The organism is Pseudomonas sp. HMSC066A08, from assembly GCF_001813025.1.
Taxonomy (GTDB): Bacteria; Pseudomonadota; Gammaproteobacteria; order Pseudomonadales; family Pseudomonadaceae; genus Pseudomonas; species Pseudomonas aeruginosa.
The window spans coordinates 273,742-294,718 of record NZ_KV811290.1 but is presented as its reverse complement, the minus strand read 5'-3'; the positions used below and the strand labels follow the sequence as shown (position 1 = coordinate 294,718).

At 66.3% G+C, this 20,977-nt stretch carries 21 protein-coding genes; 3 read left to right on the top strand and 18 right to left on the bottom strand.

Translation table 11 applies throughout. From position 1 onward, the window contains the following. Nucleotides 1-30 precede the first annotated feature (30 nt). Both pta and HMPREF2886_RS10605 read left to right on the top strand, forming a co-directional pair. On the top strand, nucleotides 31-2,145 hold the full coding sequence (gene pta / locus HMPREF2886_RS10610) for a phosphate acetyltransferase (RefSeq protein ID WP_024918299.1): 2,115 nt from the start codon (nucleotides 31-33) through the stop codon (nucleotides 2,143-2,145). A gap of 126 nt (nucleotides 2,146-2,271) precedes the next feature. Beyond that, complete coding sequence (locus HMPREF2886_RS10605; RefSeq protein ID WP_033973554.1) at nucleotides 2,272-3,186, top strand: acyltransferase; 915 nt, start codon at nucleotides 2,272-2,274, stop codon at nucleotides 3,184-3,186. A 69-nt stretch (nucleotides 3,187-3,255) separates the two neighbouring features. On the opposite strand, the gene HMPREF2886_RS10600 is transcribed toward HMPREF2886_RS10605, so the two are convergent. The 3 genes from HMPREF2886_RS10600 to oruR form a co-directional block, all read right to left on the bottom strand. Continuing rightward, nucleotides 3,256-3,969, bottom strand: coding sequence for a YiaD family glycine zipper/OmpA-like lipoprotein (locus tag HMPREF2886_RS10600; RefSeq protein WP_003085808.1), 714 nt, complete (start codon nucleotides 3,967-3,969; stop codon nucleotides 3,256-3,258). A gap of 105 nt (nucleotides 3,970-4,074) precedes the next feature. Then, the gene (locus HMPREF2886_RS10595) at nucleotides 4,075-4,716 is read right to left on the bottom strand and encodes an MBL fold metallo-hydrolase (protein WP_003085806.1); all 642 of its coding nucleotides are present in this window, start codon (nucleotides 4,714-4,716) and stop codon (nucleotides 4,075-4,077) included. A 101-nt stretch (nucleotides 4,717-4,817) separates the two neighbouring features. Next, on the bottom strand, nucleotides 4,818-5,837 hold the full coding sequence (gene oruR, locus HMPREF2886_RS10590; protein WP_003114220.1) for an ornithine utilization transcriptional regulator OruR: 1,020 nt from the start codon (nucleotides 5,835-5,837) through the stop codon (nucleotides 4,818-4,820). A gap of 124 nt (nucleotides 5,838-5,961) precedes the next feature. Here oruR and HMPREF2886_RS10585 point away from each other — a divergent pair, with 124 nt between their 5' ends. Beyond that, nucleotides 5,962-6,795, top strand: a complete 834-nt coding sequence (locus tag HMPREF2886_RS10585; RefSeq protein WP_003109433.1) for a metal-dependent hydrolase — start codon at nucleotides 5,962-5,964, stop codon at nucleotides 6,793-6,795. Nucleotides 6,796-7,150: 355 nt separating this feature from the next. On the opposite strand, the gene HMPREF2886_RS10580 is transcribed toward HMPREF2886_RS10585, so the two are convergent. The 15 genes from HMPREF2886_RS10580 to HMPREF2886_RS10510 all read right to left on the bottom strand — a co-directional run bounded on the left by HMPREF2886_RS10580 (nucleotide 7,151) and on the right by HMPREF2886_RS10510 (nucleotide 20,947). Further along, entirely contained in the window at nucleotides 7,151-7,396 is a 246-nt protein-coding gene (locus HMPREF2886_RS10580; protein ID WP_070747324.1) for a DUF2274 domain-containing protein, read from the bottom strand. Continuing rightward, entirely contained in the window at nucleotides 7,393-8,691 is a 1,299-nt protein-coding gene (locus HMPREF2886_RS10575) for a TraB/TrbI/VirB10 family type IV secretion system protein (RefSeq protein WP_070747323.1), read from the bottom strand. Before HMPREF2886_RS10575 ends, HMPREF2886_RS10580 begins: the two co-directional genes overlap by 4 nt. A gap of 2 nt (nucleotides 8,692-8,693) precedes the next feature. Then, nucleotides 8,694-9,683 (bottom strand): P-type conjugative transfer protein TrbG, encoded by a 990-nt coding sequence (gene trbG / locus HMPREF2886_RS10570; RefSeq protein WP_070747322.1) that lies wholly within the window; start codon nucleotides 9,681-9,683, stop codon nucleotides 8,694-8,696. Further along, nucleotides 9,680-10,384, bottom strand: a complete 705-nt coding sequence (trbF, locus tag HMPREF2886_RS10565) for a conjugal transfer protein TrbF (protein ID WP_070747321.1) — start codon at nucleotides 10,382-10,384, stop codon at nucleotides 9,680-9,682. The genes trbG and trbF overlap by 4 nt, the downstream gene beginning before the upstream one ends. A 12-nt stretch (nucleotides 10,385-10,396) precedes the next feature. Beyond that, on the bottom strand, nucleotides 10,397-11,809 hold the full coding sequence (gene trbL / locus HMPREF2886_RS10560) for a P-type conjugative transfer protein TrbL (protein WP_070747318.1): 1,413 nt from the start codon (nucleotides 11,807-11,809) through the stop codon (nucleotides 10,397-10,399). Next, nucleotides 11,806-12,108, bottom strand: coding sequence for a hypothetical protein (locus HMPREF2886_RS10555; RefSeq protein ID WP_070747316.1), 303 nt, complete (start codon nucleotides 12,106-12,108; stop codon nucleotides 11,806-11,808). Before HMPREF2886_RS10555 ends, trbL begins: the two co-directional genes overlap by 4 nt. Before the next feature lie 12 nt (nucleotides 12,109-12,120). Then, nucleotides 12,121-12,876 carry a P-type conjugative transfer protein TrbJ gene (trbJ, locus tag HMPREF2886_RS10550; RefSeq protein WP_070747313.1) on the bottom strand — a complete coding sequence of 252 codons (756 nt, stop codon included), beginning with the start codon at nucleotides 12,874-12,876 and terminating at the stop codon, nucleotides 12,121-12,123. Further along, nucleotides 12,873-15,332 carry a conjugal transfer protein TrbE gene (gene trbE, locus HMPREF2886_RS10545; RefSeq protein ID WP_070747311.1) on the bottom strand — a complete coding sequence of 820 codons (2,460 nt, stop codon included), beginning with the start codon at nucleotides 15,330-15,332 and terminating at the stop codon, nucleotides 12,873-12,875. The genes trbJ and trbE overlap by 4 nt, the downstream gene beginning before the upstream one ends. A 12-nt stretch (nucleotides 15,333-15,344) precedes the next feature. After that, nucleotides 15,345-15,614 carry a VirB3 family type IV secretion system protein gene (locus tag HMPREF2886_RS10540; RefSeq protein WP_070747309.1) on the bottom strand — a complete coding sequence of 90 codons (270 nt, stop codon included), beginning with the start codon at nucleotides 15,612-15,614 and terminating at the stop codon, nucleotides 15,345-15,347. Next, entirely contained in the window at nucleotides 15,611-15,994 is a 384-nt protein-coding gene (locus tag HMPREF2886_RS10535; protein ID WP_070747307.1) for a TrbC/VirB2 family type IV secretion system protein, read from the bottom strand. Before HMPREF2886_RS10535 ends, HMPREF2886_RS10540 begins: the two co-directional genes overlap by 4 nt. After that, on the bottom strand, nucleotides 15,991-17,037 hold the full coding sequence (gene trbB / locus HMPREF2886_RS10530) for a P-type conjugative transfer ATPase TrbB (RefSeq protein ID WP_070747305.1): 1,047 nt from the start codon (nucleotides 17,035-17,037) through the stop codon (nucleotides 15,991-15,993). The genes HMPREF2886_RS10535 and trbB overlap by 4 nt, the downstream gene beginning before the upstream one ends. After that, nucleotides 17,034-17,498 carry a CopG family transcriptional regulator gene (locus HMPREF2886_RS10525; protein WP_070747303.1) on the bottom strand — a complete coding sequence of 155 codons (465 nt, stop codon included), beginning with the start codon at nucleotides 17,496-17,498 and terminating at the stop codon, nucleotides 17,034-17,036. The genes trbB and HMPREF2886_RS10525 overlap by 4 nt, the downstream gene beginning before the upstream one ends. Then, nucleotides 17,495-19,501: a conjugal transfer protein TraG gene (locus tag HMPREF2886_RS10520; RefSeq protein WP_070747301.1), complete on the bottom strand. Its 2,007-nt coding sequence runs from the start codon at nucleotides 19,499-19,501 to the stop codon at nucleotides 17,495-17,497. Before HMPREF2886_RS10520 ends, HMPREF2886_RS10525 begins: the two co-directional genes overlap by 4 nt. A 235-nt stretch (nucleotides 19,502-19,736) precedes the next feature. Next, nucleotides 19,737-20,000: an EexN family lipoprotein gene (locus HMPREF2886_RS10515; RefSeq protein ID WP_070747298.1), complete on the bottom strand. Its 264-nt coding sequence runs from the start codon at nucleotides 19,998-20,000 to the stop codon at nucleotides 19,737-19,739. Further along, a complete protein-coding gene (locus tag HMPREF2886_RS10510; RefSeq protein ID WP_070747296.1) occupies nucleotides 19,997-20,947 on the bottom strand; it encodes a LysR family transcriptional regulator in 951 nt (316 codons plus the stop codon). The genes HMPREF2886_RS10515 and HMPREF2886_RS10510 overlap by 4 nt, the downstream gene beginning before the upstream one ends. Nucleotides 20,948-20,977: the final 30 nt, after the last annotated feature.

Here is a 20,977-nt window from a genome sequence, read left to right as displayed (position 1 = left end):
GAGGCCAAACGCACGGCTTAAGGAGCCCAGATGCATACCTTCTTCATCGCCCCGACCGGTTTCGGCGTCGGCCTCACTTCGATCAGCCTCGGCCTGCTTCGCGCCCTGGAACGCGCCGGGCTGAAGGTCGGCTTCTTCAAACCCATCGCCCAGCTGCATCCCGGCGACCTCGGCCCGGAGCGCTCCAGCGAACTGGTGGCGCGCACCCACGGCCTGGATACGCCGAAGCCGCTGCCGCTGGCCCAGGTCGAGCGGATGCTCGGCGACGGCCAACTGGACGAACTGCTCGAAGAGATCATCAGCCTCTACCAGCGCGCCGCCGCCGACAAGGACGTGGTGATCGTCGAAGGCATGGTGCCGACCCGTCACGCCAGCTACGCCGCGCGGGTCAACTTCCACCTGGCGAAGAGCCTCGACGCCGAGGTGATCCTGGTCTCCGCGCCGGAAAACGAGACGCTCACCGAACTGACCGACCGTATCGAGATCCAGGCCCAGCTGTTCGGCGGCCCGCGCGATCCGAAGGTGCTCGGGGTGATCCTCAACAAGGTCCGCGGCGAGGCCGACGCGGCCAGCGCCGAGGACGGCGTGGCGGACTTCGCCCGGCGCCTCACCGAGCACTCGCCGCTGCTGCGCGACGACTTCCGCCTGATCGGCTGCATTCCCTGGCAGGACGAACTCAACGCCGCGCGCACCCGCGACATCGCCGACCTGCTCAGCGCACGGGTGATCAACGCCGGCGACTACGAACAGCGCCGGGTGCAGAAGATCGTGCTATGCGCCCGCGCCGTGCCCAACACCGTGCAACTGCTCAAGCCCGGCGTACTGGTGGTGACCCCTGGCGACCGCGACGACATCATCCTCGCCGCCAGCCTGGCCGCGATGAACGGCGTACCCTTGGCCGGCCTGCTGCTGTGCAGCGACTTCCCGCCCGACCCGCGGATCATGGAACTCTGCCGCGGCGCCCTGCAGGGCGGCCTGCCGGTGCTGTCGGTGGCCACCGGCTCCTACGACACCGCGACCAACCTGAACCGGATGAACAAGGAAATCCCGGTGGACGACCGCGAGCGCGCCGAGCGGGTCACCGAGTTCGTCGCCGGGCACATCGATTTCGAATGGCTCAAGCAGCGCTGCGGCACGCCGCGCGAACTGCGCCTGTCGCCGCCGGCGTTCCGCTACCAGGTGGTGCAACGCGCGCAGAAGGCCGGCAAGCGCATCGTCCTGCCCGAGGGCAGCGAGCCGCGCACCGTACAGGCGGCGGCGATCTGCCAGGCGCGCGGCATCGCCCGCTGCGTGCTGCTGGCCAAGCCGGAAGAGGTCCAGGCGGTGGCCCAGGCCCAGGGCATCGTGCTACCGGAAGGCCTGGAGATCATCGACCCGGACCTGGTGCGGCAGCGCTACGTCGAACCGATGGTCGAACTGCGCAAGGGCAAGGGGTTGAACGCGCCGATGGCGGAGCAGCAACTGGAGGACAGCGTGGTCCTGGCGACCATGATGCTTGCCCTGGACGAGGTCGACGGCCTGGTCTCCGGCGCCATCCACACCACTGCCAGCACCATCCGCCCGGCGCTGCAACTGATCAAGACCGCGCCCGGCTACAACCTGGTGTCGTCAGTGTTTTTCATGTTGTTACCGGACCAGGTGCTGGTCTACGGCGATTGCGCGGTGAATCCCGATCCTTCGGCCAGTGACCTGGCCGAGATCGCCGTGCAGAGTGCCGCGTCGGCGCAGGCTTTCGGCATCCCGGCACGGGTCGCGATGATCAGCTATTCCACCGGCGACTCCGGTTCCGGGGTCGATGTCGACAAGGTTCGCGAAGCCACCCGCCTGGCGCGCGAGCAGCGACCCGACCTGTTGATCGACGGACCCTTGCAGTATGATGCCGCCGCCATCGCCAGCGTCGGCCGCCAGAAGGCGCCGAACAGCCCGGTGGCCGGGCAGGCCACGGTGTTCATCTTCCCCGACCTGAACACCGGCAACACCACCTACAAGGCGGTGCAGCGCAGCGCCGATTGCGTCAGCGTCGGGCCGATGCTGCAAGGCCTGCGCAAACCGGTGAACGACCTGTCGCGCGGCGCGCTGGTGGAAGACATCGTCTACACCATCGCCCTCACCGCCATCCAGGCGGACGCCCAGGCCCCGGCCTGAAGGAACGCCGCCCAATGGGCGGCACTGGCTTCGGCCAGGCACGAGGATGTGCCATGTGAACGGCGGGACCACGCCCCGCTCCACGCGCCCGGCCCTGGCCGGGCGCCTACGTACAAGGACTCCTTGATGCTGTCGTTTCTACCCCATTTCCTGCGCGGCTCCCTGGCCGGCCTGCTGCTGGTGTCCAGCACCCTGTGCTGGGCCTGCCTGCTGTTCGGCATGACCCTGGTCAAGCTGCTCCTGCCGTTCGCCGCCGCCCAGCGCCTGTGCAGCAAGATCATGAGCCTGATCGCCGAAGGCTGGATCGCCTGCAACAAGGGCTGGATGAACCTGGTCCAGCGCACCCGCTGGAACGTCCAGGGCCTGGAGGGCCTGGAGTACCAACACTCCTACCTGGTCACCAGCAACCACCAGAGCTGGGTCGACATCCTCGTCCTGCAATACCAGTTGAACCGACGCATCCCGCTGCTGCGCTTCTTCCTCAAGCAGGAACTGATCTGGGTCCCGATCATCGGCCTGTGCTGGTGGGCCCTCGATTTCCCCTTCATGAAGCGCTACAGCAAGGCCTACCTGGCCAGGCACCCGGAGAAGAAAGGCCAGGACCTGGCGACCACGCGCAAGGCCTGCGCCAAGTTCAGCCGCATCCCGGTAGCGGTGTTCAACTTCCTCGAAGGCACCCGTTTCACCCGCGCCAAGCACGACGAGCAGCAGTCGCCGTTCCGCCACCTGCTCAAGCCCAAGGCCGGCGGCATCGCCTTCGTCCTCGACGCCATGGGCGAGCAATTGAAGACCCTGGTCAACGTGACCATCCACTACCCGGACGGCAGCCCGACCTTCTGGTGCCTGCTTTCCGGACGCCTGAAGGACGTCGTGGTGCGCTTCGAGGAACTGGACATCCCGCGCCAGTTCGTCGGCAAGAGCTACGACCAGGACGCCGGCTACCGCGCGGAGTTCCAGCAATGGGTCAACCAGCTGTGGGAGCGCAAGGACCAGTTGCTCGACAGCCTGCACCGCGAGTTTCCCGGTAACGCCAAGGCGTAGGACGAAGAGCGCCGACAGCACCCCATGAAAAAGCCCGCCGAATGGCGGGCTCTTTCGTCCAGGCCGCGATCAGTACTGCGGCTGGGTCTGCGCCGGGCCCTGGGCGCCCGGAACCGGTCGCAGGTTGACCTCGACGCGCCGGTTCTGCGCGCGACCGTCGGCAGTGGAGTTGCTCGCGATCGGTTGGTCCGGGCCCATGCCGCGGGTGCTCAGGCGGGTGCCGTCGACGCCCTGGGCGGTCAGGTAGCCCGCCACGCTCTGCGCACGACGCTGGGACAGGTCCATGTTGTGCTGGCGGCTGCCGGTGCTGTCGGTGTAGCCGACGATCTCGATGGTGTTCTGGTTGTACTGCTTGAACGAGTTCGCCAGGTTGTTCAGCGGCGCGTAGAAGCTCGGGGCGATGTTCGCCGAATCGGTGGCGAAGGTGATGTTGCCCGGCATGATCAGCTTGATGTCGTCACCCTGGCGCTGCACTTCCACGCCGGTGCCTTCCATCTGCCGACGCAGCTCGGCTTCCTGCTTGTCGGCGTAGTAGCCATAACCCGCGGCGGCGGCGCCGGCAACGGCAGCGCCGATCAGCGCGCCCTTGCCACGGTTGTTGTGGTCGATCGCGGCGCCGGCGACGGCGCCGGCCAGCGCACCCAGTCCGCCGTACTTGGCCGTCTTGCTCATGCCACCCTGGCTTTGGCTTTGCGTGTCGTAGGGGTTGTTGTTGGCACAACCGGCAAGCAGCGCCAGTGCGGTGACGGCTGCGGCCAGAGGCAGGCAACGGGAGGTGAACATGGGAAAACTACTCCTCGAGGTACTGAAACGCCCCTGCGTGAGGGGCGGCCGATATCTTAGAGCATAGCCAAGTGGCAAAATTCCCGATGCTCGGAAAAATCCTTTTCAGCCCCTGACGAAGGGGTTCTCGCGCATCTCTTCGCCCAGCGTGGTGTCCGGGCCATGGCCGGCGACCACCGTGGCGTCCTCGTCGAGGCTGTACAGGCGCTGCCTGATCGAACGCTGGATCGCCGCCGAGTCGCCGCCCCACAGGTCGGTGCGGCCGATGCCACGGCGGAACAGGGTGTCGCCGGCGATCAGCAGCTTCGCCCGGGGGAACCAGAAACTCATCGAGCCCGGCGTATGCCCCGGCGTGTGCAGTGCCACTCCGCAACCGCAGGCCAGCTCCTCGTCGTCGGCCAGCCAGCGGTCCGGCGCCGGCACCGGCGTGTAGGGCACGCCGAACAGCTGGCACTGCATCTCCAGGTTGTCCCAGAGGAACTGGTCGTCCTTGTGCAGGTGCAGGCTGGCGCCGGTGCGCTTCTTCATCTCGCCGGAGGCGAGGAAGTGATCCAGGTGCGCGTGGGTATGGATGATGCTGACCACCTGCAGGCCGAGGCGGTCGAGGCGCTGCAGGATGAGTTCGTGGTCGCCGCCCGGATCGACGACGATGGCCTTCCTGGTCAGCGGATCGCCAATGATGGTGCAGTTGCACTGCAAAGGCCCGACGGGAAAGGTTTCGCGGATCAGCGCGGGGGATGTCGACATGCAAGACTCCGATCACGGTCGGCGCGGCAAGCGCGCCATGGATTTCTATGAAACGCCAAGCATGGCACATCCATCCGCTGCCGAGGACCACCGGCGTCGGCTCAGGGCGCTTCGCGGTAGTCGCTGGGCAGCTTGCCGGTCCACTTGCGGAACGCCCGGCGGAAGTTCGACGAGTCGTTGAAGCCGAGCAACAGGGCGATCTCGTACAGCGGTAGCTGGGTGGTGGTCAGGTATTGCAGGGCCAGGCGCTTGCGCACATCGTCGAGGACCTGCTGGTAGGTGGTGCCCAACGACGACAGGTGCCGGCGCAGGCTGCGCCCGCTGGTGTGCAGTTCGCGGGCGGCCTGTTCGAGATCGGGAAAGTCGCCGGGACGCGCCAGCAGCAGGCGGCGCACGCGGGTCAGCAGGCCTTCCTGGACGTCCAGGGTGGCCAGCAGCGCCTCGCACTGCTGCTCGCACATCTGCACCGTGGCCGGGTTGGCCAGCGCCATCGGTCGTTCCAGGTACTCGCTGGGCATGCTCAGCCAGTGCCAGGGCTGCTCGAACTCCGCGGCCACCCCGAACACCTCGGCGTAGCGCCGGGCATGGGCCGGCGGCGGATAGGCGAAGCCGACCCGCACGTCCTGCAACGGCTCGCCGACCAGGAAGCAGGCGATGGAATACAGCGTCGCCATCAGGCCCTCGGCGGCGAACACCGAGGCGGCGCCCAGCGGCATCGACTCCACCGCGCGCAACTCGGCGCGGCCGTCATCGAGCACCAGTTCCAGTTCGTAGGCCAGGCCGAGCACCCGGTAGTACTTGAGGGCGAACTGGATGGCCTTGCCCAGGTTCGCGCTGGACAGCACCGCGTAGCCGAGGATGCCGTGGGCGGAGACGTTCAGGCGCTGGCCGAGCACCAGCCCCAGCGCCGGCTCGCCGCACAGGGCCTGGGCGCTGTAGGTGAGCTGGTTGAAGTCGAGGAAGGACAGGCGGCCGTTCGGGCTGTCCAGCACCTCGGGACGTACCCGAGCGGCGTCGAACAGCGCCTGGCGGGACACGCCGTACTCCGCGACGAGATCGAGGAGTGCCTCGGCATAGGCCACCGGCACCAGTTCGGCGGTGAAATTGAGCGGTTGTTTCATGGCTGTTTATTGTTCTGACCGCTGGCCGGATATGACCGGAAAGTTGGCAGAAGATAACCTTGTGAGGCTACCCCCCGCAAGCGATAGTCGATCCCATGGTCCTTCACCATCACAGGGAGCCGCTATGGCCAGCACCACCCCCGAAGGTCTGGAGATCCGCCCGCGTCATCTGGACTTCGACCTGCCCGATCCGATGCCGCGCCACTGGCACAGCGGCGACGCTTTCAAGACCCACATGTTCAACGCCATGTCGGTGCTGTTCCCCGATGGCGAGCGCTTCTTCATCGACTCCGTGCGCCACTACCGCGAACGGGTCGAGGACCCGGCCCTGAAGCAGCAGATCCGTGGCTTCATCGGCCAGGAAGGCCACCACAGCCGCGAGCACCTGGTCTACAGCGACCGCCTGCGCGCCCTCGGCTACGACATCGACCGCCTGGAAGGCGGCGCCAAGCGGCGCATCCGCTTCGCCCAGCAGAAACTGCACCCGTCGCGGCAACTGGCGGCCACCGCGGCCCTGGAGCACCTCACCGCGATCATGGCCGACGGCCTGCTGAGCAACCCCAGGTGGCTGGAAGGCGCCGACCCGACCATGGCCCGCCTGTGGCGTTGGCACGCACTGGAGGAAACCGAGCACAAGGCGGTGGCCTACGACGTATTCATGCTGGTCAACGGCAAGGCCAGGCTGCGCCGCCGGGCGATGGTCCAGGGCACCTTCTTCTTCGCCCTCGACACCACCAAGGGCCTGGTCCACATGCTCAAGCGCGACGGCCTGCTGTGGAACTTCAAGGTCTGGCGCGACGGCATCAAGTGGCTGTGGGGCAAGGACGGCGTGTTCCGCTCGCTGGTGGGCGTCTACCTGGACTTCTACAAGAAGGACTTCCACCCCTGGCAGCACAATAACCTGCACCTCATCGAGCAGTACCGCGACCAGTTCGAACCGGAACCGAAGGCCGCCTGACCCTCCCCGCCGCCCCTCCGCGTCGCGAGAGGGGCATGCATCGCTTCCGAACCCTGCCTGCTATTTCGGCCCTTCGTCCACGCATTAAAAAATGTCCGCTGTCAAGCCATTGATGCGGACATGCAGCGGTGCGAAAGGTCTTATGGGACAACGGGTTTGGCTAGATTTCGGCCGTCGCGCGCCCCTGCTGCTTTTCGCGCTAGGTGCTGCATAGGCGCTTCGCGGTGACAAGCGTAGGAGCGTCGCAGCGGGCACCGTCGCATTTTTATCATAGCCCCCGAACTGCCTCAATCTGCCTCCCAAAGCAAAAGCGCAGCCTGTGGGCTGCGCTTTGTCAGGTCGATGCACGGTTTCGTTATGGTTGTTTCGGTGGCGCGGGTTTGACTGTCGTTCCCTTCCTGAACCCCCGATCCCCCGCCATGAATGCCTCCAGCATGTGCGGAATCAGCGTGACCGCATCGACCGCTTCGCCATACGCCTGCGCGTGCAGCGCGGCGTAGCGGTCGAGGTCGGCTTTCAGGCTGGCCGGGCAGGGAAAGGTCAGCTTGACGTTCTCGGTCTTCGGCAGCGGTCCAAGCCGCAGCTTCTTGGTCATGCTCATCGTGAAGTCCCTCGGTTGAAGAACAGCGGTTGGTAGGGGCGCAGCACCAGATCCCGGTTGACGATGATGCGAACCGGCAGGCCCGGCCGCTCGGTCAAGGTGGGCTGGATGTTGAGGTTGCGCCGGGTCATCTCCTGGCCGACCTGGTTCACGCTGTCCTGCAAGCTGTCGCGGCCGGCGATGATGACGCGATCGCCGTCCTGCCGGTTCTCCGGCGCGGCCAGCTCGGCACCGACGCCCAGCAGCGTGGTCAGCGCCGCGCCGGCAAAGATGCGATCCCAATGCCAATCGACGCCATCCTCCAGGCCGGCGTAGCCGGCCGGATCAGTGCCGGCCAGGTTGTCGAGCGTGAGCGAAGACGTGTCGGGCAGGATGATCCGGTTCCAGACGACTTGAACGCGGCTCTGCCCGTAGCTGACCTGGCTGTTGTAGCGGCCGAGGATGCGCGAACCCTGCGGGATCAGCAGGAAGCGCCCGGTGGCCGTGTCATAGATCGGCTCCGTCACAGTGGCAATCACATCGCCCGGCAAGTCCGACTTGATGCCCGTCACCAGTGCCCCGGCGATGACTGTCCCGGCCATCACCTGATAGGGCGATGCCGGAAGCGTCAGGTTGCCGGAATTGCGGGTTTCCGTGGAGGCGCCTTTCAGGAATGCCTCTTTCTGGTCTTGCCGGTTCTGTACGGCGGTCGGATCGGCAGGCTGGGCCGCCGTCGAGGCTGGCCCGGCCGCCAGCGGGTCGAAGGCCGCATTGGCGGTGAAGCTCGGCGCAGCGGCGACCTGCGACTGCGCCACCGGCGCCGCATTCTGCGTGCTGGTGCGGAAGAACACCGAGGAACCCGCCGCGGCTTCGGCCTCCTTGCGCCGCGCGTCGCGCTCGGCCGCCGCCGGGTCTTGGCCGGGCGGCGCGTAGCTGGCCACCGCCGGCTGCTGCGACCTCACGATGGCTGGCCCAAGATCGCCCGGCAATGGCGGCCCTAACTCGGGCACTTCCGGCGGCAAGGCCGGTGGCAGCTTCGAGTAGTCGGCCGGGAGCTGGTCGAGTCCTTCGGAACGCGAGACGCGATCTACGTTGTATAGCTCGGCCGGCTCGTTGGCTCCGCGCCGATGCGCCGGCTGCAACGACCAAAGTGTGGCGCCCAGCACGGCGATGCCGAGGCCGCCTGTCATGAGTGCCAACGTGCGCCGATTGAGGCGCGTCACCGGGCGCGGCTGCGCCCGCAGCGCCACATTCTCCGGCGCGACCTTCGGCGCAGCGTCGGGAATGGGCACATCCGGGGTTTCATCCTGGCTCATGGTCAGTTCCCCCGCGTGCCATCCGTGCGCTCGATGCGCACCATGTCACCCCCGTCCCCGCCCAGGCGCAGTTCAGCCGCACCGAACAGCCGATCGACGATGTAATAAGGGGGGCGGAAACGGTAGTTCACCAGTTGCCCGTCGCCTTGCGCGCCGATCACGAACAAGGGCGGTAGCTCGCCTTGCGCAATGCCCGGCGGGAACTGGATATAGACTTTTTCGCCGTCGTCGAAGGCGCGTAGCGGCTTCCAAGGCGGATTGCTGCCGCTGATCGCGTAGCGGAAGCGGATGCGTTCCAGCGACAGGCCGGTATCCACCGGCGCGGTCGCCTGCGCCGCCTGTGCCTGGCGCTGCAACGCCAGCATGCGGTCTTTCGGATAGTCCCAGGATACCGAGGCCATCCACGCTTTTTCCGTCGAGGTCAGTTCGAGCAGATATGTCCGGCGATTGGTGGTGATGACAAGATTTGTCTTGAGGCTGGAGCGGATGGGCTTGACCAGCACGTTGACGCGCAGCTCGTCTCCGCTGCCGCTGGATGTGTCACCGACGATCCAGCGCACGGTATCGCCAGCAGCAACCGTCACCAGTTCCTCGCCCGGCTGGAGCGACACCACGGTGACGCGCCCCGGCGCGGCATAGACTTGATAGAGGGCGCCATCGGTGTACGGCCAGACCTGAATCGCATTGACGTAGCCCTCGCGCGTGGGTGCGATGCGTGCCTCGGCGTTCGCGCGGGAAACGCGCATGGTTTCGTCGGCCGGTTCCGGCGCGGGCTTGGCTTCGTCCACCTCCGGCAGCGGCTTCAACTGCGCCGGCAGCGCCAGCGGCTCGGGAATGGCGACGACTTCCACCGGCTTGGGCGGTTCGGGCAGCGGCTGGGCTTGCACCGGCTCATCCAGCGAAATCACGGGCGGCGGCTTGCCCTGCGTGGCGCAGCCCGACAGGGCCAGCAGCACCATCGGCAAAACGTAAAAGCGGAAAGGCAGGTTCATGGTTTGGCTCCTTCGGAAGAATCCAGCTCGCGGCTCCACGACAGGCCATTGACGTAGATGCCCAGCGGGTTGCGGCGCAGGCGTTCTTCGGTGCGTGGGGTTTGCAGGACGACGGACACCACGGCCGTCCATCGCTCCAGCCCGGCGGCCGCGCCATTGACGTAGCGGCGTTCCGTCCAGCGCACGTTGAAAGACGTGTCGCTTGCGCGCACGACGCTGGTGATCTGCACCGTCACCGACTCGCGGCCGATGCGGGCGAACGGGTCATTGGTGCGGGCATAGTCGTTGAGCACGGCCGCGCCCTTGTCGGTGGTGTAGTCGTAGGCATCGAGCCAGTTCTGTCGCACCACGATGGGGTCAATGGAGAGCGAGCGAACCAGCGTGATGAAATGCGCGATGTGATAGGCGGTCTGCGCGTCGGACGGCCGATACGGCGTGGTGGCCTCGCTCACGACGCGAACAGGACCACCTCGCTCGATTTCCACGACGTAGGGCGTCACCAGCGACTGCGTGGAATGCCAGATGCGGTCGCCCGCCAGCAGCAGTGCCAGTCCGAGACAGCCGAAGGCCATAAGGCGCCAGTTCTTCGTTTGAGCACGGGACGAACCGATACGGTCGTCCCACACCTGGCCTGCGGCTTGATAGGGGGTGGCAGGCTGCGGCGTGTCGGCATAGCGCACCTGCGGTCGCTTGAATCGCATGGTCGTTTCTCCTTATGAATCGGAATCGCGCAGGCTGGGGCCTTGCGCGGAGCCGCCACCGTCGCCACCGCGCAGCGTGTGTGCAGCGGTGGTCGCGGCATGGGTGATCTGCTGGCGGCGGTGCAGGCGCTTGGCCCAGGCGGGTTGTTCTTGCTTCTGCGCATTGGCGGAACCGCCGGCGGCTTCGCCGGCATCGCCATGCCCGGATGCAGCGGCTCTTGCCGCAGCACCGCCGCCGGAAGCGGTCCCGCCTTCTGTAGCCGTGCCGTTCCATCCGGCGCGGAATGGGCCGGTCATCTTCTGAGCGAAGGCGGACGTGCGGGATGCCGCGCTGCGGCCGGCGGCTTGTGCGCCAGTCTTGGCGACGTTGCCCAAGCCAGCCATCGCGCCCTTGGCGCCGCCACCTGCGGCGGCGGACCCGGCCTGGAACGCCGATCGTGCGCTGCCGGCTGCCGACGTGGCGGCACGCGCACCGCTGCCGGCCAGCTTGGCGGCGGCCGGTGCCATGCGAGCGCCGGCCGCCACAGCACCGCCTACGCCGGTCGCTGCGGCGCCGATGGCGACAGCCGTACCGGCGGCGCCCAGCGCCGCGCCGGCCATCGCACCGGCTCCAAGCTGCGGGCCGCCGGAGATCAGCCCCGTGGCGATACCCGGCCCGAATATTCCCAAAGCCAGTAGCGATAGCGACGCAAGCATGATGACCAGCGCATGGTCGATGGAGGGTTCATCGGGATGAACCTGGAACTCCGCGAACAGGCCCGAACCAATGCCGACGATGACGGCCAGCACCAAGACCTTGATGCCCGACGACACCACGTTGCCGAGCACCTTTTCCGCCAGGAAGCTCGTCTTGTTCCAGAGTGCGAACGGCACAAGCACGAAGCCGGCGAGCGTGGTCAGCTTGAACTCGATGAGCGTGATGAAAAGCTGGATCGCCAGCACGAAGAAGCAAAGCACCACGACCAGCCAGGCAATGAACATCACCACGATGGGGTCGAGGTTCACGAACACCTCGGGGAACCCGGCCATGTCCCCGATCTGCTCCAGAATCGGCGCACCCGCGTCGATGCCGGTCTTCGCCAGCCGCCCCGGTTGCAGGAAGTTCTCCATCGTGATGGCCGAGCCGGTGGCCGTGATGCCCAGCCCGGCGAACGATCGAAACACGATGCCGGCCAGCAGATTGAAGTTGTTGATGATGTAAGCGAAGGCGCCGACGTAGAGCACCTTGTGCAGCAGCTTGGCGATCACGTCCTCGCCCTGCCCGGTGGCGTGGCTCATCGCCCAATACAAACCGGCGATGGTCATGTCGATGACGATGAGCGTGGCGGTCAGGAACGCGACTTCGCTTTGCAGCAGACCGAAACCGGAGTCGATGTAGCGCGAGAACGTGTCGAGGAAGCGGTCGATGATGGTTACGTCATTCACGGCGCGTCCTCCCCGATGGGTTCATCGAAGCTCGGCGGAATCGGCGGCAGATCGGCCAGCGTCTGGTACTCGTCCGGCCCGGCCTGGCCGGCGAAGAAACGCCGTCGGAACGCTTCGGCGGCAGCGCGGCAGGCGTCCTCGCCTGCGGCCTGCCGATCCGCCGCACATTGCGCGCGCAGTGCCTTGAGCCGCACGGGGTCGGCACTCAACGTATCGGCCAGGTCCCCGGCTGGCTGCTGGCCGCATGCGGTCAGCAGCACAGCCAGCAACGAAACCGAGAGGGCAAGGACGCATCGCATGGCCGTCTCCCGTCAGTTGGAATAGAAGTCCACGCGCTGCGGCGTGTAGGCCGTGCCCGTGCCGAGGAAGCGCCGCCGCACCTCGCGGGCGCGCTCGGTAGCCGCCGCCTGCCGCGCCAGCTCCAACGAGGTCGCCCGGTCCTGGGTGATCTGGAGCCGCTGCGATTGGATCGACTGCTTGGCCTGCAAGGCCAGCAACTGGTTCATCGCCTGCATCGCTTGGAGCGCCCCTTCGGCCGACTGGCTCTTGCTCACAAGGTCGGCCAGCACGCTTTCGTCTTCGCCCAGGTTCTGCGACACCTGGGCCTGCATCCGCATGGTGGTCTGCAAGCCGTTGAGCGTGTTTTTCCAGCGCGCTTGGGCGTCCTCGTACATCTGATTTCCGCTCACGGTGGCGGCGTACTGCTCCGGGTACAGACGGGCGAATTCCCGATCCACGTTCGCCACGTCGTAGGCCAGTCCCCTGGCTTCGTCGATCAGCCGCTGCGTCGTCGCCAGGTTGGTGCGCAGACGGTTGACCACGCTGGACGGCAGGCTGGCAAGGTTGCGCGCCTGGTTCATCAGCATCTGCGCCTCGTTCTGAAGCTGCTGGATCTGGTTGTTGATCTGTTCCAGGGTGCGAATGGCGGTCAGCGTGTTCTGCACCAGGTTGGTTGGGTCGAGCACGATGTCGCCAACACCGAAAAGCGCATGCGCGGGCTGCACAGCTCCGAAGGCCAGCGTGCAGGCAACGGCCAGTGCGGCGAGTTTGGGGGTATGAACTTTCATCGCAGGTTCTCCAGTGGGTGAGAAAGGAAGGAAGCGGAAGCCGGCGCGAGGCCGGGGAACTCGGGCAGCAGGTCCGCCGCCCAATCAAGGCCGCGATGGCGCAGCCACGCGCCGGTGAAGCCGGGGGCGCCGGCCTGCATCAGCACGCGATCTATGTCGCGTTGGTCTTGCGGTGTAGAAGCGGCGGCAAACGCCAGCGCAGCCGGCCCCAGGTCGAGGTCGAACAGGCGATTGCCTAAGCGCGATTGGTAGTAGTAATCGCGCTTGGGCTGTGCGGTGGCGACGATTTCGATTTGCCGGCTGTTGAGGCCGAAGCCCTCGTAGATCGTGCGAATCTGTGGCTCGGTGGCCTGCGGATTAGGTAAGAAAATTCTGCTCGCGCAGCTCTCGATGATCGCGGGCGCGATGGTCGAGTCCTTTATGTCGGCCAGCGACTGCGTGGCGAAGATGACGCTGACCTCCTTTTTGCGCAGCGTCTTGAGCCATTGCCGGATGCGGGCGGCAAAGGACGGCTCATCGAGGAACAGCCACGCTTCATCGAGAATCAGCAGCGTGGCCGCGCCATCGAAACGCTCGTCGAAGCGGGCGAACAGGTAACGCAGCACTGCTTGCACGGCGGCCGGGCTGTGCATCAGTTCTTCCATCTCGAAGCCCTGCACGTCGGCCATGCCCAGGCGGTCATGGTCGGCATCCAGCAGCTTGCCGTGCGCGCCGCCCAGGGCATAAGGCGCGAGTGCCTGGCGCAGCGCGTTCGATTGCAGCAGCACGGAAAGGCCGGTCATCGTGCGCTGTTCCAGCGGCGCGCCGGCAAGGCTGCCCAGCGCCGACCAGATGGCCGCTTTCTCATCCGGGCCGACGGTCACGCCTTCATGCAGCAGGCGGCCTTCCACCCATTCGGCGGCCCAGGAGCGGTAGCCTTCCCGGTCGATGCGGGCGAGCGGCTGGAACGCGATGCCGCCATCGGCGCCGAGGTCGTAGTGCTCGCCGCCCAGGCCCTGGATGGTGGCGCGCATCGAACGGCCCATGTCGAACGCGAAAATCCGCGAGCCGAAATAGCGGCGGAACTGCAAGGCCAGCATCGCCAGAAAGACCGACTTGCCCATGCCCGTCGGGCCGGCGACCAGCATATGCCCCACATCGCCGATGTGCGTGACCAACCGAAAAGGCGTGGCGCCATCGGTGCGCGTGACGATCAGCGGCGGGCCGTCGAGGTGGTCGTTCTTCTCGGGACCGGCCCACACCGCCGACAAGGGCATCATGTGCGCCAGGTTCAGCGTGGAGACGATGGGCTGGCGCACGTTGGCGTAAGCGTTGCCAGGAATGGACGACAGCCACGCATCGACGGCGTTGAGCGTTTCGGGGATGGTCACGAAACCCCGGCCCTGGATGACGCGCTCCACCATGCGCAGCTTTTCGTCGGCCACGGCCGCGTCGGCATCGAGCACCGTCACCGTGGCGGTGAGGTAGCCGAACGCGACCTGATCGCTGCCCAATTCCTGCAAGGCGGCATCGGCGTCGGCGGCCTTGTTGCTCGCGTCGGTATCCACCAGTGGGCTTTCCTGCTGGAAGATCGTTTCGCGCAGCAGCGCGACGACGTTCTTCCGCTTTGCAAACCACTGGCGGCGCAGACGGCCGAGTTCCTTTTCCGCTTCGGCTTTGTCCATGCAGAGAAAGCGCGTGCTCCAACGGTAGCCAAAGCCGAGGCGGTTGAGGTCATCCAGCAGGCCCGGCCAGGTCGAGGTCGGAAAGCCACGCACCGACACCACGCGCAGGTGTTGGTCGCCCAAGGTAGGCGCAAGACCACCGACCAGGGCGGAATCGGCCAGCAGCGCGTCGAGGTAGAACGGCACCTCGGGAACGCCGATGCGGTAGCGCCGCGTCGAGACGGTCGCGTGCAAGTAGGTCAGCGTCTGGCTGTCGTCCAGCCAGGCGATCTCCGGCATCACGCCGTCGAGCAGGTCGAACACGCGATCCGTTTCTGCCAAGAAGGCATCGAGCCGGCCACGCCAGTCCACGCCGTCGCCGGGCGCGTTCTCGTAGAGCAGCTTGGCCGCGCGGGCGCGCGATTCCTCGGGCGGCAGATAGGCCAGCGTCAGGTGATAGCCGCTCTCGAAGTGATGGCCTGACTCCTCGAAGGCGGCGCGGCGTTCTTCATCGACCAGCCAGGACAGCGGCTCGGGAAATTCGGAGTGCGGGTAATCCGCTGCCGGCCGGCGCTCGGCCTCGATGAACAGCGCCCAGCCCGAACCCAGCCGGCGCAGTGCGTTGTTGAGCCGCGCAGAGGTGGCGATCAATTCGCCCTGCGTGGCGCTGTCCAAGTCGGGGCCGCGAAAGCGGACCGTGCGCTGGAAACTGCCGTCCTTGTTCAAGACGACACCCGGCGCCACCAGTCCGGCCCAGGGCAGCCAGTCGGCGAGCAGCGCGGGCCGCTGGCGGTATTCGGCAAGGTTCAGCATCGCGGCATCTCCCTACACGTCCAGCAGCGGCTTGTGCTTGATGTGGCGGGCGAAGACCTGCATGAACTGCGGATCGAGGTGTGCGCCCCACACCGCCAGCGAATGGCCGACGATCCAGAGCACTAGGCCGGGAATCCACAGTTGCAGGCCCAGCCCGACGGCGGCGGCCAGCGTGCCGTTCGCAATGGCGACCGTGCGCGGCGCACCGCCCAGCAGGATCGGCTCGGTCAGCGAGCGATGCAGCGGCACCTCGAAGCCCGGAAGGTCGCTGGCCGTGCTCATACAACGGCCCCGCCGGAGAAGCTGAAGAACGACAGAAAGAACGAGGACGCGGCGAACGCGATGCTCAATCCGAACACGATCTGGATGAGCTTGCGGAAGCCGCCCGACGTGTCGCCGAAGGCCAGCGCGAGGCCCGTGGCGATGATGATGATGACCGCCACGATGCGCGCGACCGGCCCCTGAATGGAGTCGAGGATGGATTGCAGCGGGCCTTCCCACGGCATCGAAGAACCGGCGGCCTTCGCCGTGCCGGCCGTCATCAGCATGAGGGCGGCCAGCAGCAGGCCGTGATGTGCCGGCGCAGCGAGGCGCCGCAGGCGTGCGAGGCCCGAAGCCGGATTTACGGAAAAACGGAAAGCAGCAGCGTTCGTCTGCGTCATGGCAGTTCTCCAGGTTGGTCAGGGGACGGGGAAGGAAGCGGCGGCAGCTCGGGAAACGGTGTTTCCAGTGCATCCGCCAGGCGGTAGCCGGTGCCGTCGAAGCCGACGACACGAGCGATGCTTTCGACGTGGCGCTTGCGGCCACGGCCAGCGATGTGGACGACGACGTTGACTGCCTCGGCGATCAGCGCCCGCGGCGGGTTCACCGCCACTTCGAGAATCAACTGTTCGAGGCGCAGCAGCGCGCCCAGCGCGGAACCCGCGTGAATGGTGGCGATGCCACCCGGATGCCCCGTGCCCCACACTTTGATGAGGTCGAGGGCTTCGCCACCGCGCACCTCGCCGACGATCACGCGATCGGGGCGCAGGCGCATCGTGGCGCGCACCAGCTCGGTCATGGTCACGACGCCAGCACGAGTGCGCAGCGGCACATGGTCGCGGGCCGCGCATTGCAGCTCGATGGTGTCTTCGAGCACCAGCACGCGGTCGCCGGTGGCCGCGATCTCGGCCAGCAGCGCGTTCGCCAGCGTGGTCTTGCCGGTGCTGGTGCCGCCTGCGATCAGAATGTTCTGCCGCTCGCGCACGGCGCGGCGCATGAACTCGGTCTGCCCGGCGGTCAGGATGCCGTCGGCCACATAGCGATCCAAGCCGATGATGCTCACGGCGCGCTTGCGCAGCGCGAACGCCGGGCCGGGCGCGGCCGGCGGCAAGATGCCCTCGAAGCGCTCGCCCGTCTCGGGCAGCTCGGCGGTCAGCAGCGGCTGGCCGCGATGCACTTCCGCGCCGACATGGGCCGCGACCAGACGGATGATGCGTTCGCCATCGGCTTCCGACAGTTCCACGCCCAACGGCGCACGGCCCGACGACAGCCGATCCACCCATAGCGTGCGGTCGGGGTTGAGCATGATTTCCACCACGTCCGGGTCTTCCAGCGCAGCGGCGATCAGCGGACCCATCGCTGTGCGCAGCATCTGGATGCGGCGATCCAGCGACGTGGCGGCGGACGAACGAGGCTCGGGCGGAAGTTGCGGAACGGCGCTCATGAGGCACGCTCCTGGGCTTCGGCCAGCGCCGCCGCGTCATCCATCCGCGCGGTGTCCGGGTGCAGTTCTTCCACCACGTCGCGCACGAGGCTGCGGCCACGCAGCAGGTGGCGGCCGAGCTGTTCGACGAATTGCTCGAAACGGGCCTTGCCTTGGGCGCGGGCCGCTTCCTGATGCGCTTCGGGAACCGGCGTGCTGACTGTCAGGAAGTAGCGGACGAACAGCGCCAGTGTTTCGATCTGGATGTTCTGGTCGCGCTCCAGGCGCTCGAATTGGCGCGACAGGCGATCGAGCCGCTTGGCGATGGCGGCCTCGCGTTGGTCGGCCGCGTCAGGCGACAGCCAGGACGCCAGCGCCGCGGCGACGATGGACGACTTGGACACGCCTTTCTTGGCGGCCAGTTCTTCCAGGCGCTTGGCGTGCTCGTGCTGGATGAAAAGATTGAGGCGGTACTGGCTCATAGCTCGATTCCGTCGTTAGGGTCGAGGGAAGCCAGCCGAGCCGTGCGCTGCATGGCCGGGTCGAGCTGGCCGGGAAGCGGCAGCGCCAGGTCGTCGTCGTCGAGCAATGCCAGGTCGGAAGCCTGTGCATCCGGCTCGGGGTCGTAGGCGACGGCTTCGGAGAGTTCGGGCTGGCGGCGCGGGCCGCCGTCATCGGTGCCGCCCAGGGCATCGGTGGATGCCGCGGCTGGTGTGGCAGGAACGGCAGGAATCGCCAAGCCGCTCCAGTCGTCGGGCCGCGATGGCGGCGCGTCGGCGTACTGCCCGGCCGCGAGCGTGGGCGGCGGCAACACGCGGCGCGTGAAGTTCTCGTCTTCGTAGTAGCGCAGCTTGCGCGCCTTGATCGGCGGATGGCCGGAGACCATGACCACCGCCTCGTCGGGGGGGAGCTGCATCACCTCGCCCGGCGTCAACAGCGGTCGAGCCATCTCCTGACGCGACACCATGAGGTGGCCGAGCCACGGTGCCAGGCGATGGCCCGCGTAGTTGCGCTGCGCCCGCAGTTCGGTGGCGGTGCCGAGCATTTCGGAAATGCGTTTGGCCGTGCGTTCGTCGTTGGTCGCATACGCGACCCGCACATGGCAGTTGTCCAAAATGGAGTTGTTCGGGCCGTAAGCCTTTTCGATCTGGTTGAGCGACTGCGCGATGAGGAAACTGCGGATGCCGTAGCCGGCCATGAACGCAAGGGCCGTCTCGAAGAAGTCCAGTCGGCCCAGCGCGGGGAACTCATCGAGCATCAGCAGCAGTTCCCGCTTGCGCTGGATGCCATCCGAACCATCAAGGGACTCGGTGAGCCGGCGGCCGATCTGGTTGAGGATCAGGCGCACGAGTGGCTTGGTTCGGCTTATGTCCGAAGGCGGCACCACCAGATACAGCGACACAGGCCGTTCGGCGGAAATAAGGTCGGCGATGCGCCAGTCGCATCGCGAGGTGACTGCGGCCACCGTGGGATCGCGATACAGGCCCAAGAAAGACATGGCGGTGCTCAACACGCCGGAGCGTTCGTTGTCCGACTTGTTGAGCACTTCCCGCGCAGCGGATGCAACAACCGGGTGCGGTGCATCGCCCAGGTGCTTCGTCGTCATCATCCGGTGCAGCGTCAGCTCGAACGGGCAAGCCGGGTCGCTGAGGAAGTTGGCGACGCCGCGCAGCGTCTTGTCCTCGCCTGCATAGAGCACATGCAGGATCGCGCCGACCAGCAGCGCGTGCGAGGTCTTTTCCCAATGGTTGCGCTTCTCCAACGCGCCTTCGGGATCGACCAGAATGTCCGCGATGTTCTGCACGTCGCGGACTTCATGTACGCCGCGCCGCACTTCCAGCAGCGGGTTGTAGGCAGCAGATGCCGGATCGGTGGGGTTGAACAGCAGGCAGTGGCTGAATCGGCTGCGCCAGCCGGAAGTCAGCTTCCAGTTCTCGCCCTTGATGTCGTGAATGACCACCGATGCAAGCCAGGACAGCAGCGTCGGTATCACCATGCTGACGCCCTTGCCGGTGCGCGTGGGGGCAAAGGCGATGATGTGTTCGGGGCCGAAGTGCCGCAGGTAGTAACGGAGCCTGCCCAGCATCCGGCCCAGGAAGACGCCCGCAGTCTGCGTCAAGCCGGCGCGCTTGATTTCCTCGTCAGTTGCCCAACGCGCGGAGCCATAGGTGGTGACAAGGCGCGATTGCCGCGAGCGCCACACCGACATGGCGATGGCGACGACAACGGCCACCAAGCCGCTGCCACCTGCGATAGCCCCGCCAATGTCGAAGACATGCGGCGCGTAGGCATCGAAGAAGAACCACCACTCAAAGAGCCGCCAGGGGTGATAGACGGGCGTTCCAAGGAAATCGAACCACGGCGAGCCAAGGCGTAGTTGATAGCCCAGGGCGGCGGCTGTCCATTGCGTTGCACTCCATACGCCGGCGGTCACGATGCCGAAAACGACGGCGATCTGCCCGAACAGCACGCCCTGAGCTTGCATTGACTGGCCTCCGATTTCTCCTGCGTTGATTCCTCATTCAGAAGCGGCACAACAACGTGCCGCACACGTGAGGATCGGAGTCGGATCGGCGCCGGTCAAAGACCGTTATCGGGAGAAAGGTCGAGCAAAAAGCAAGGGTTCGCGCAGGGGCGCAGAAAAGAAAAACGCCGCAAGCGAAGGCGCGTTGCGGCGTGTTGAGCGAAAAAACGGAAGATTCGTGGCGACGTGCCGACGATCAGAACTTCGGCGATTCCTTCGGCGGCGTGTAGGGCACGTTGCCATCGCCGTAGAACCGCTTGCGCGTGGCTTCGGCCACGCGGTTGCACAGTTCGTCGCCCAGCTTGGCGCGCTCCAGCTTGCACTGCTGGCGCAGCTCTTTCAGCCGTTCGGGATTGGATGCCAGTTCTTCAACGGTCGGCAGGTCTGTATTCCGGGGCGTCTCGGACTGGCCGCAGGCCGTCAACGCCACAGCCAGTAAAAGCGGGAGTGTCTTCTTCATGGATTGGGTTCCTCCAAGTTGTCGGGATAGCGCTCCAATGCGGGAGCGGGCCTGCTGGCTTCGGGCGATTCGATGGACTGCACGCGCTCGATGAATCGGGCCAGCGTTTCCGAAGGTTCACCTTCCGGGCGCAGCAGATAGGTCGTCAGCACCGGCGAGCGGCCAGCCAGCGGGCGCAAGACAATGCCTTGCTCCCGGCTGGCCGCGATGTGCGAGGCTCCAGTCAGGCCCAGGGCGAAGCCTGCGGATACCAGCACCATCATCAAGTCGCAGGAGGCTACACGCTCGGCAACCAGCGGTTCCATGTCAACGCGGCGCAGTACCCGTTCGACCTGCCGCGCGTGCCCCTCGCATGCCTGTGGATCGCAGAGCACCAGCGGGAAGCGCAGCACTTCCTCCAGCGGAATCCTCTTGTACTTGAGCAAATCGTGTCGTGCCGGCACTGCCACCACCAGCGGGTCGGTCCAGACCGGCAAGGCGACGACTCCATCACCGACTTCATCGGAGCGCGCGAATCCCACATCGTAAAGGTCGTCGTTCAGCCCTTTGATTTGCTGCGACAGCGGCACCTCGAACAGCCGAATCTCGACCTCGGGTTCTTCTTGCCGGCAGAGTGCCAGCAAAGCGGGCAGGCGCGATGGCGTAATGCCATCGGACAAGGCGATTCGCAACTGCCGATGAAATCCGTTGGCCGCTGCCTTCACGCTGTCACGGGCCTGCTGTAATGCCGTGAAGACGCGCGGCACATGCTCAAGAAACAGCTTGCCGGCGCGGGTTAGGCGCGTGCTGCGCGTGGTACGGGCGAACAGCACCACGCCGAGTTCTTCCTCCAGCTCCTTGATCGCGCGTGAAAGCGGCGACTGCTCGATGTGCAGTTTTTCCGCTGCACGGGCGAAGTGGAGTTCTTCCGCAACAGCCAAGAAGCAGCGTAGGTGTCGAATCTCCATCTATCGCGTCCCTGTCGTTGGCGCCTAGAT

Excerpts from the sequence above, each read along its gene's own strand:
- pta (WP_024918299.1), top strand. The coding sequence starts at position 31 with ATGCATACCTTCTTCATCGCCCCGACCGGTTTCGGCGTCGGCCTCACT.
- HMPREF2886_RS10605 (WP_033973554.1), top strand. The coding sequence starts at position 2,272 with ATGCTGTCGTTTCTACCCCATTTCCTGCGCGGCTCCCTGGCCGGCCTG.
- HMPREF2886_RS10600 (WP_003085808.1), bottom strand. The coding sequence starts at position 3,969 with ATGTTCACCTCCCGTTGCCTGCCTCTGGCCGCAGCCGTCACCGCACTG.
- HMPREF2886_RS10595 (WP_003085806.1), bottom strand. The coding sequence starts at position 4,716 with ATGTCGACATCCCCCGCGCTGATCCGCGAAACCTTTCCCGTCGGGCCT.
- oruR (WP_003114220.1), bottom strand. The coding sequence starts at position 5,837 with ATGAAACAACCGCTCAATTTCACCGCCGAACTGGTGCCGGTGGCCTAT.
- HMPREF2886_RS10585 (WP_003109433.1), top strand. The coding sequence starts at position 5,962 with ATGGCCAGCACCACCCCCGAAGGTCTGGAGATCCGCCCGCGTCATCTG.
- HMPREF2886_RS10580 (WP_070747324.1), bottom strand. The coding sequence starts at position 7,396 with ATGAGCATGACCAAGAAGCTGCGGCTTGGACCGCTGCCGAAGACCGAG.
- HMPREF2886_RS10575 (WP_070747323.1), bottom strand. The coding sequence starts at position 8,691 with ATGAGCCAGGATGAAACCCCGGATGTGCCCATTCCCGACGCTGCGCCG.
- trbG (WP_070747322.1), bottom strand. The coding sequence starts at position 9,683 with ATGAACCTGCCTTTCCGCTTTTACGTTTTGCCGATGGTGCTGCTGGCC.
- trbF (WP_070747321.1), bottom strand. The coding sequence starts at position 10,384 with ATGCGATTCAAGCGACCGCAGGTGCGCTATGCCGACACGCCGCAGCCT.
- HMPREF2886_RS10555 (WP_070747316.1), bottom strand. The coding sequence starts at position 12,108 with ATGCGATGCGTCCTTGCCCTCTCGGTTTCGTTGCTGGCTGTGCTGCTG.
- trbJ (WP_070747313.1), bottom strand. The coding sequence starts at position 12,876 with ATGAAAGTTCATACCCCCAAACTCGCCGCACTGGCCGTTGCCTGCACG.
- trbE (WP_070747311.1), bottom strand. The coding sequence starts at position 15,332 with ATGCTGAACCTTGCCGAATACCGCCAGCGGCCCGCGCTGCTCGCCGAC.
- HMPREF2886_RS10540 (WP_070747309.1), bottom strand. The coding sequence starts at position 15,614 with ATGAGCACGGCCAGCGACCTTCCGGGCTTCGAGGTGCCGCTGCATCGC.
- HMPREF2886_RS10535 (WP_070747307.1), bottom strand. The coding sequence starts at position 15,994 with ATGACGCAGACGAACGCTGCTGCTTTCCGTTTTTCCGTAAATCCGGCT.
- trbB (WP_070747305.1), bottom strand. The coding sequence starts at position 17,037 with ATGAGCGCCGTTCCGCAACTTCCGCCCGAGCCTCGTTCGTCCGCCGCC.
- HMPREF2886_RS10525 (WP_070747303.1), bottom strand. The coding sequence starts at position 17,498 with ATGAGCCAGTACCGCCTCAATCTTTTCATCCAGCACGAGCACGCCAAG.
- HMPREF2886_RS10520 (WP_070747301.1), bottom strand. The coding sequence starts at position 19,501 with ATGCAAGCTCAGGGCGTGCTGTTCGGGCAGATCGCCGTCGTTTTCGGC.
- HMPREF2886_RS10515 (WP_070747298.1), bottom strand. The coding sequence starts at position 20,000 with ATGAAGAAGACACTCCCGCTTTTACTGGCTGTGGCGTTGACGGCCTGC.
- HMPREF2886_RS10510 (WP_070747296.1), bottom strand. The coding sequence starts at position 20,947 with ATGGAGATTCGACACCTACGCTGCTTCTTGGCTGTTGCGGAAGAACTC.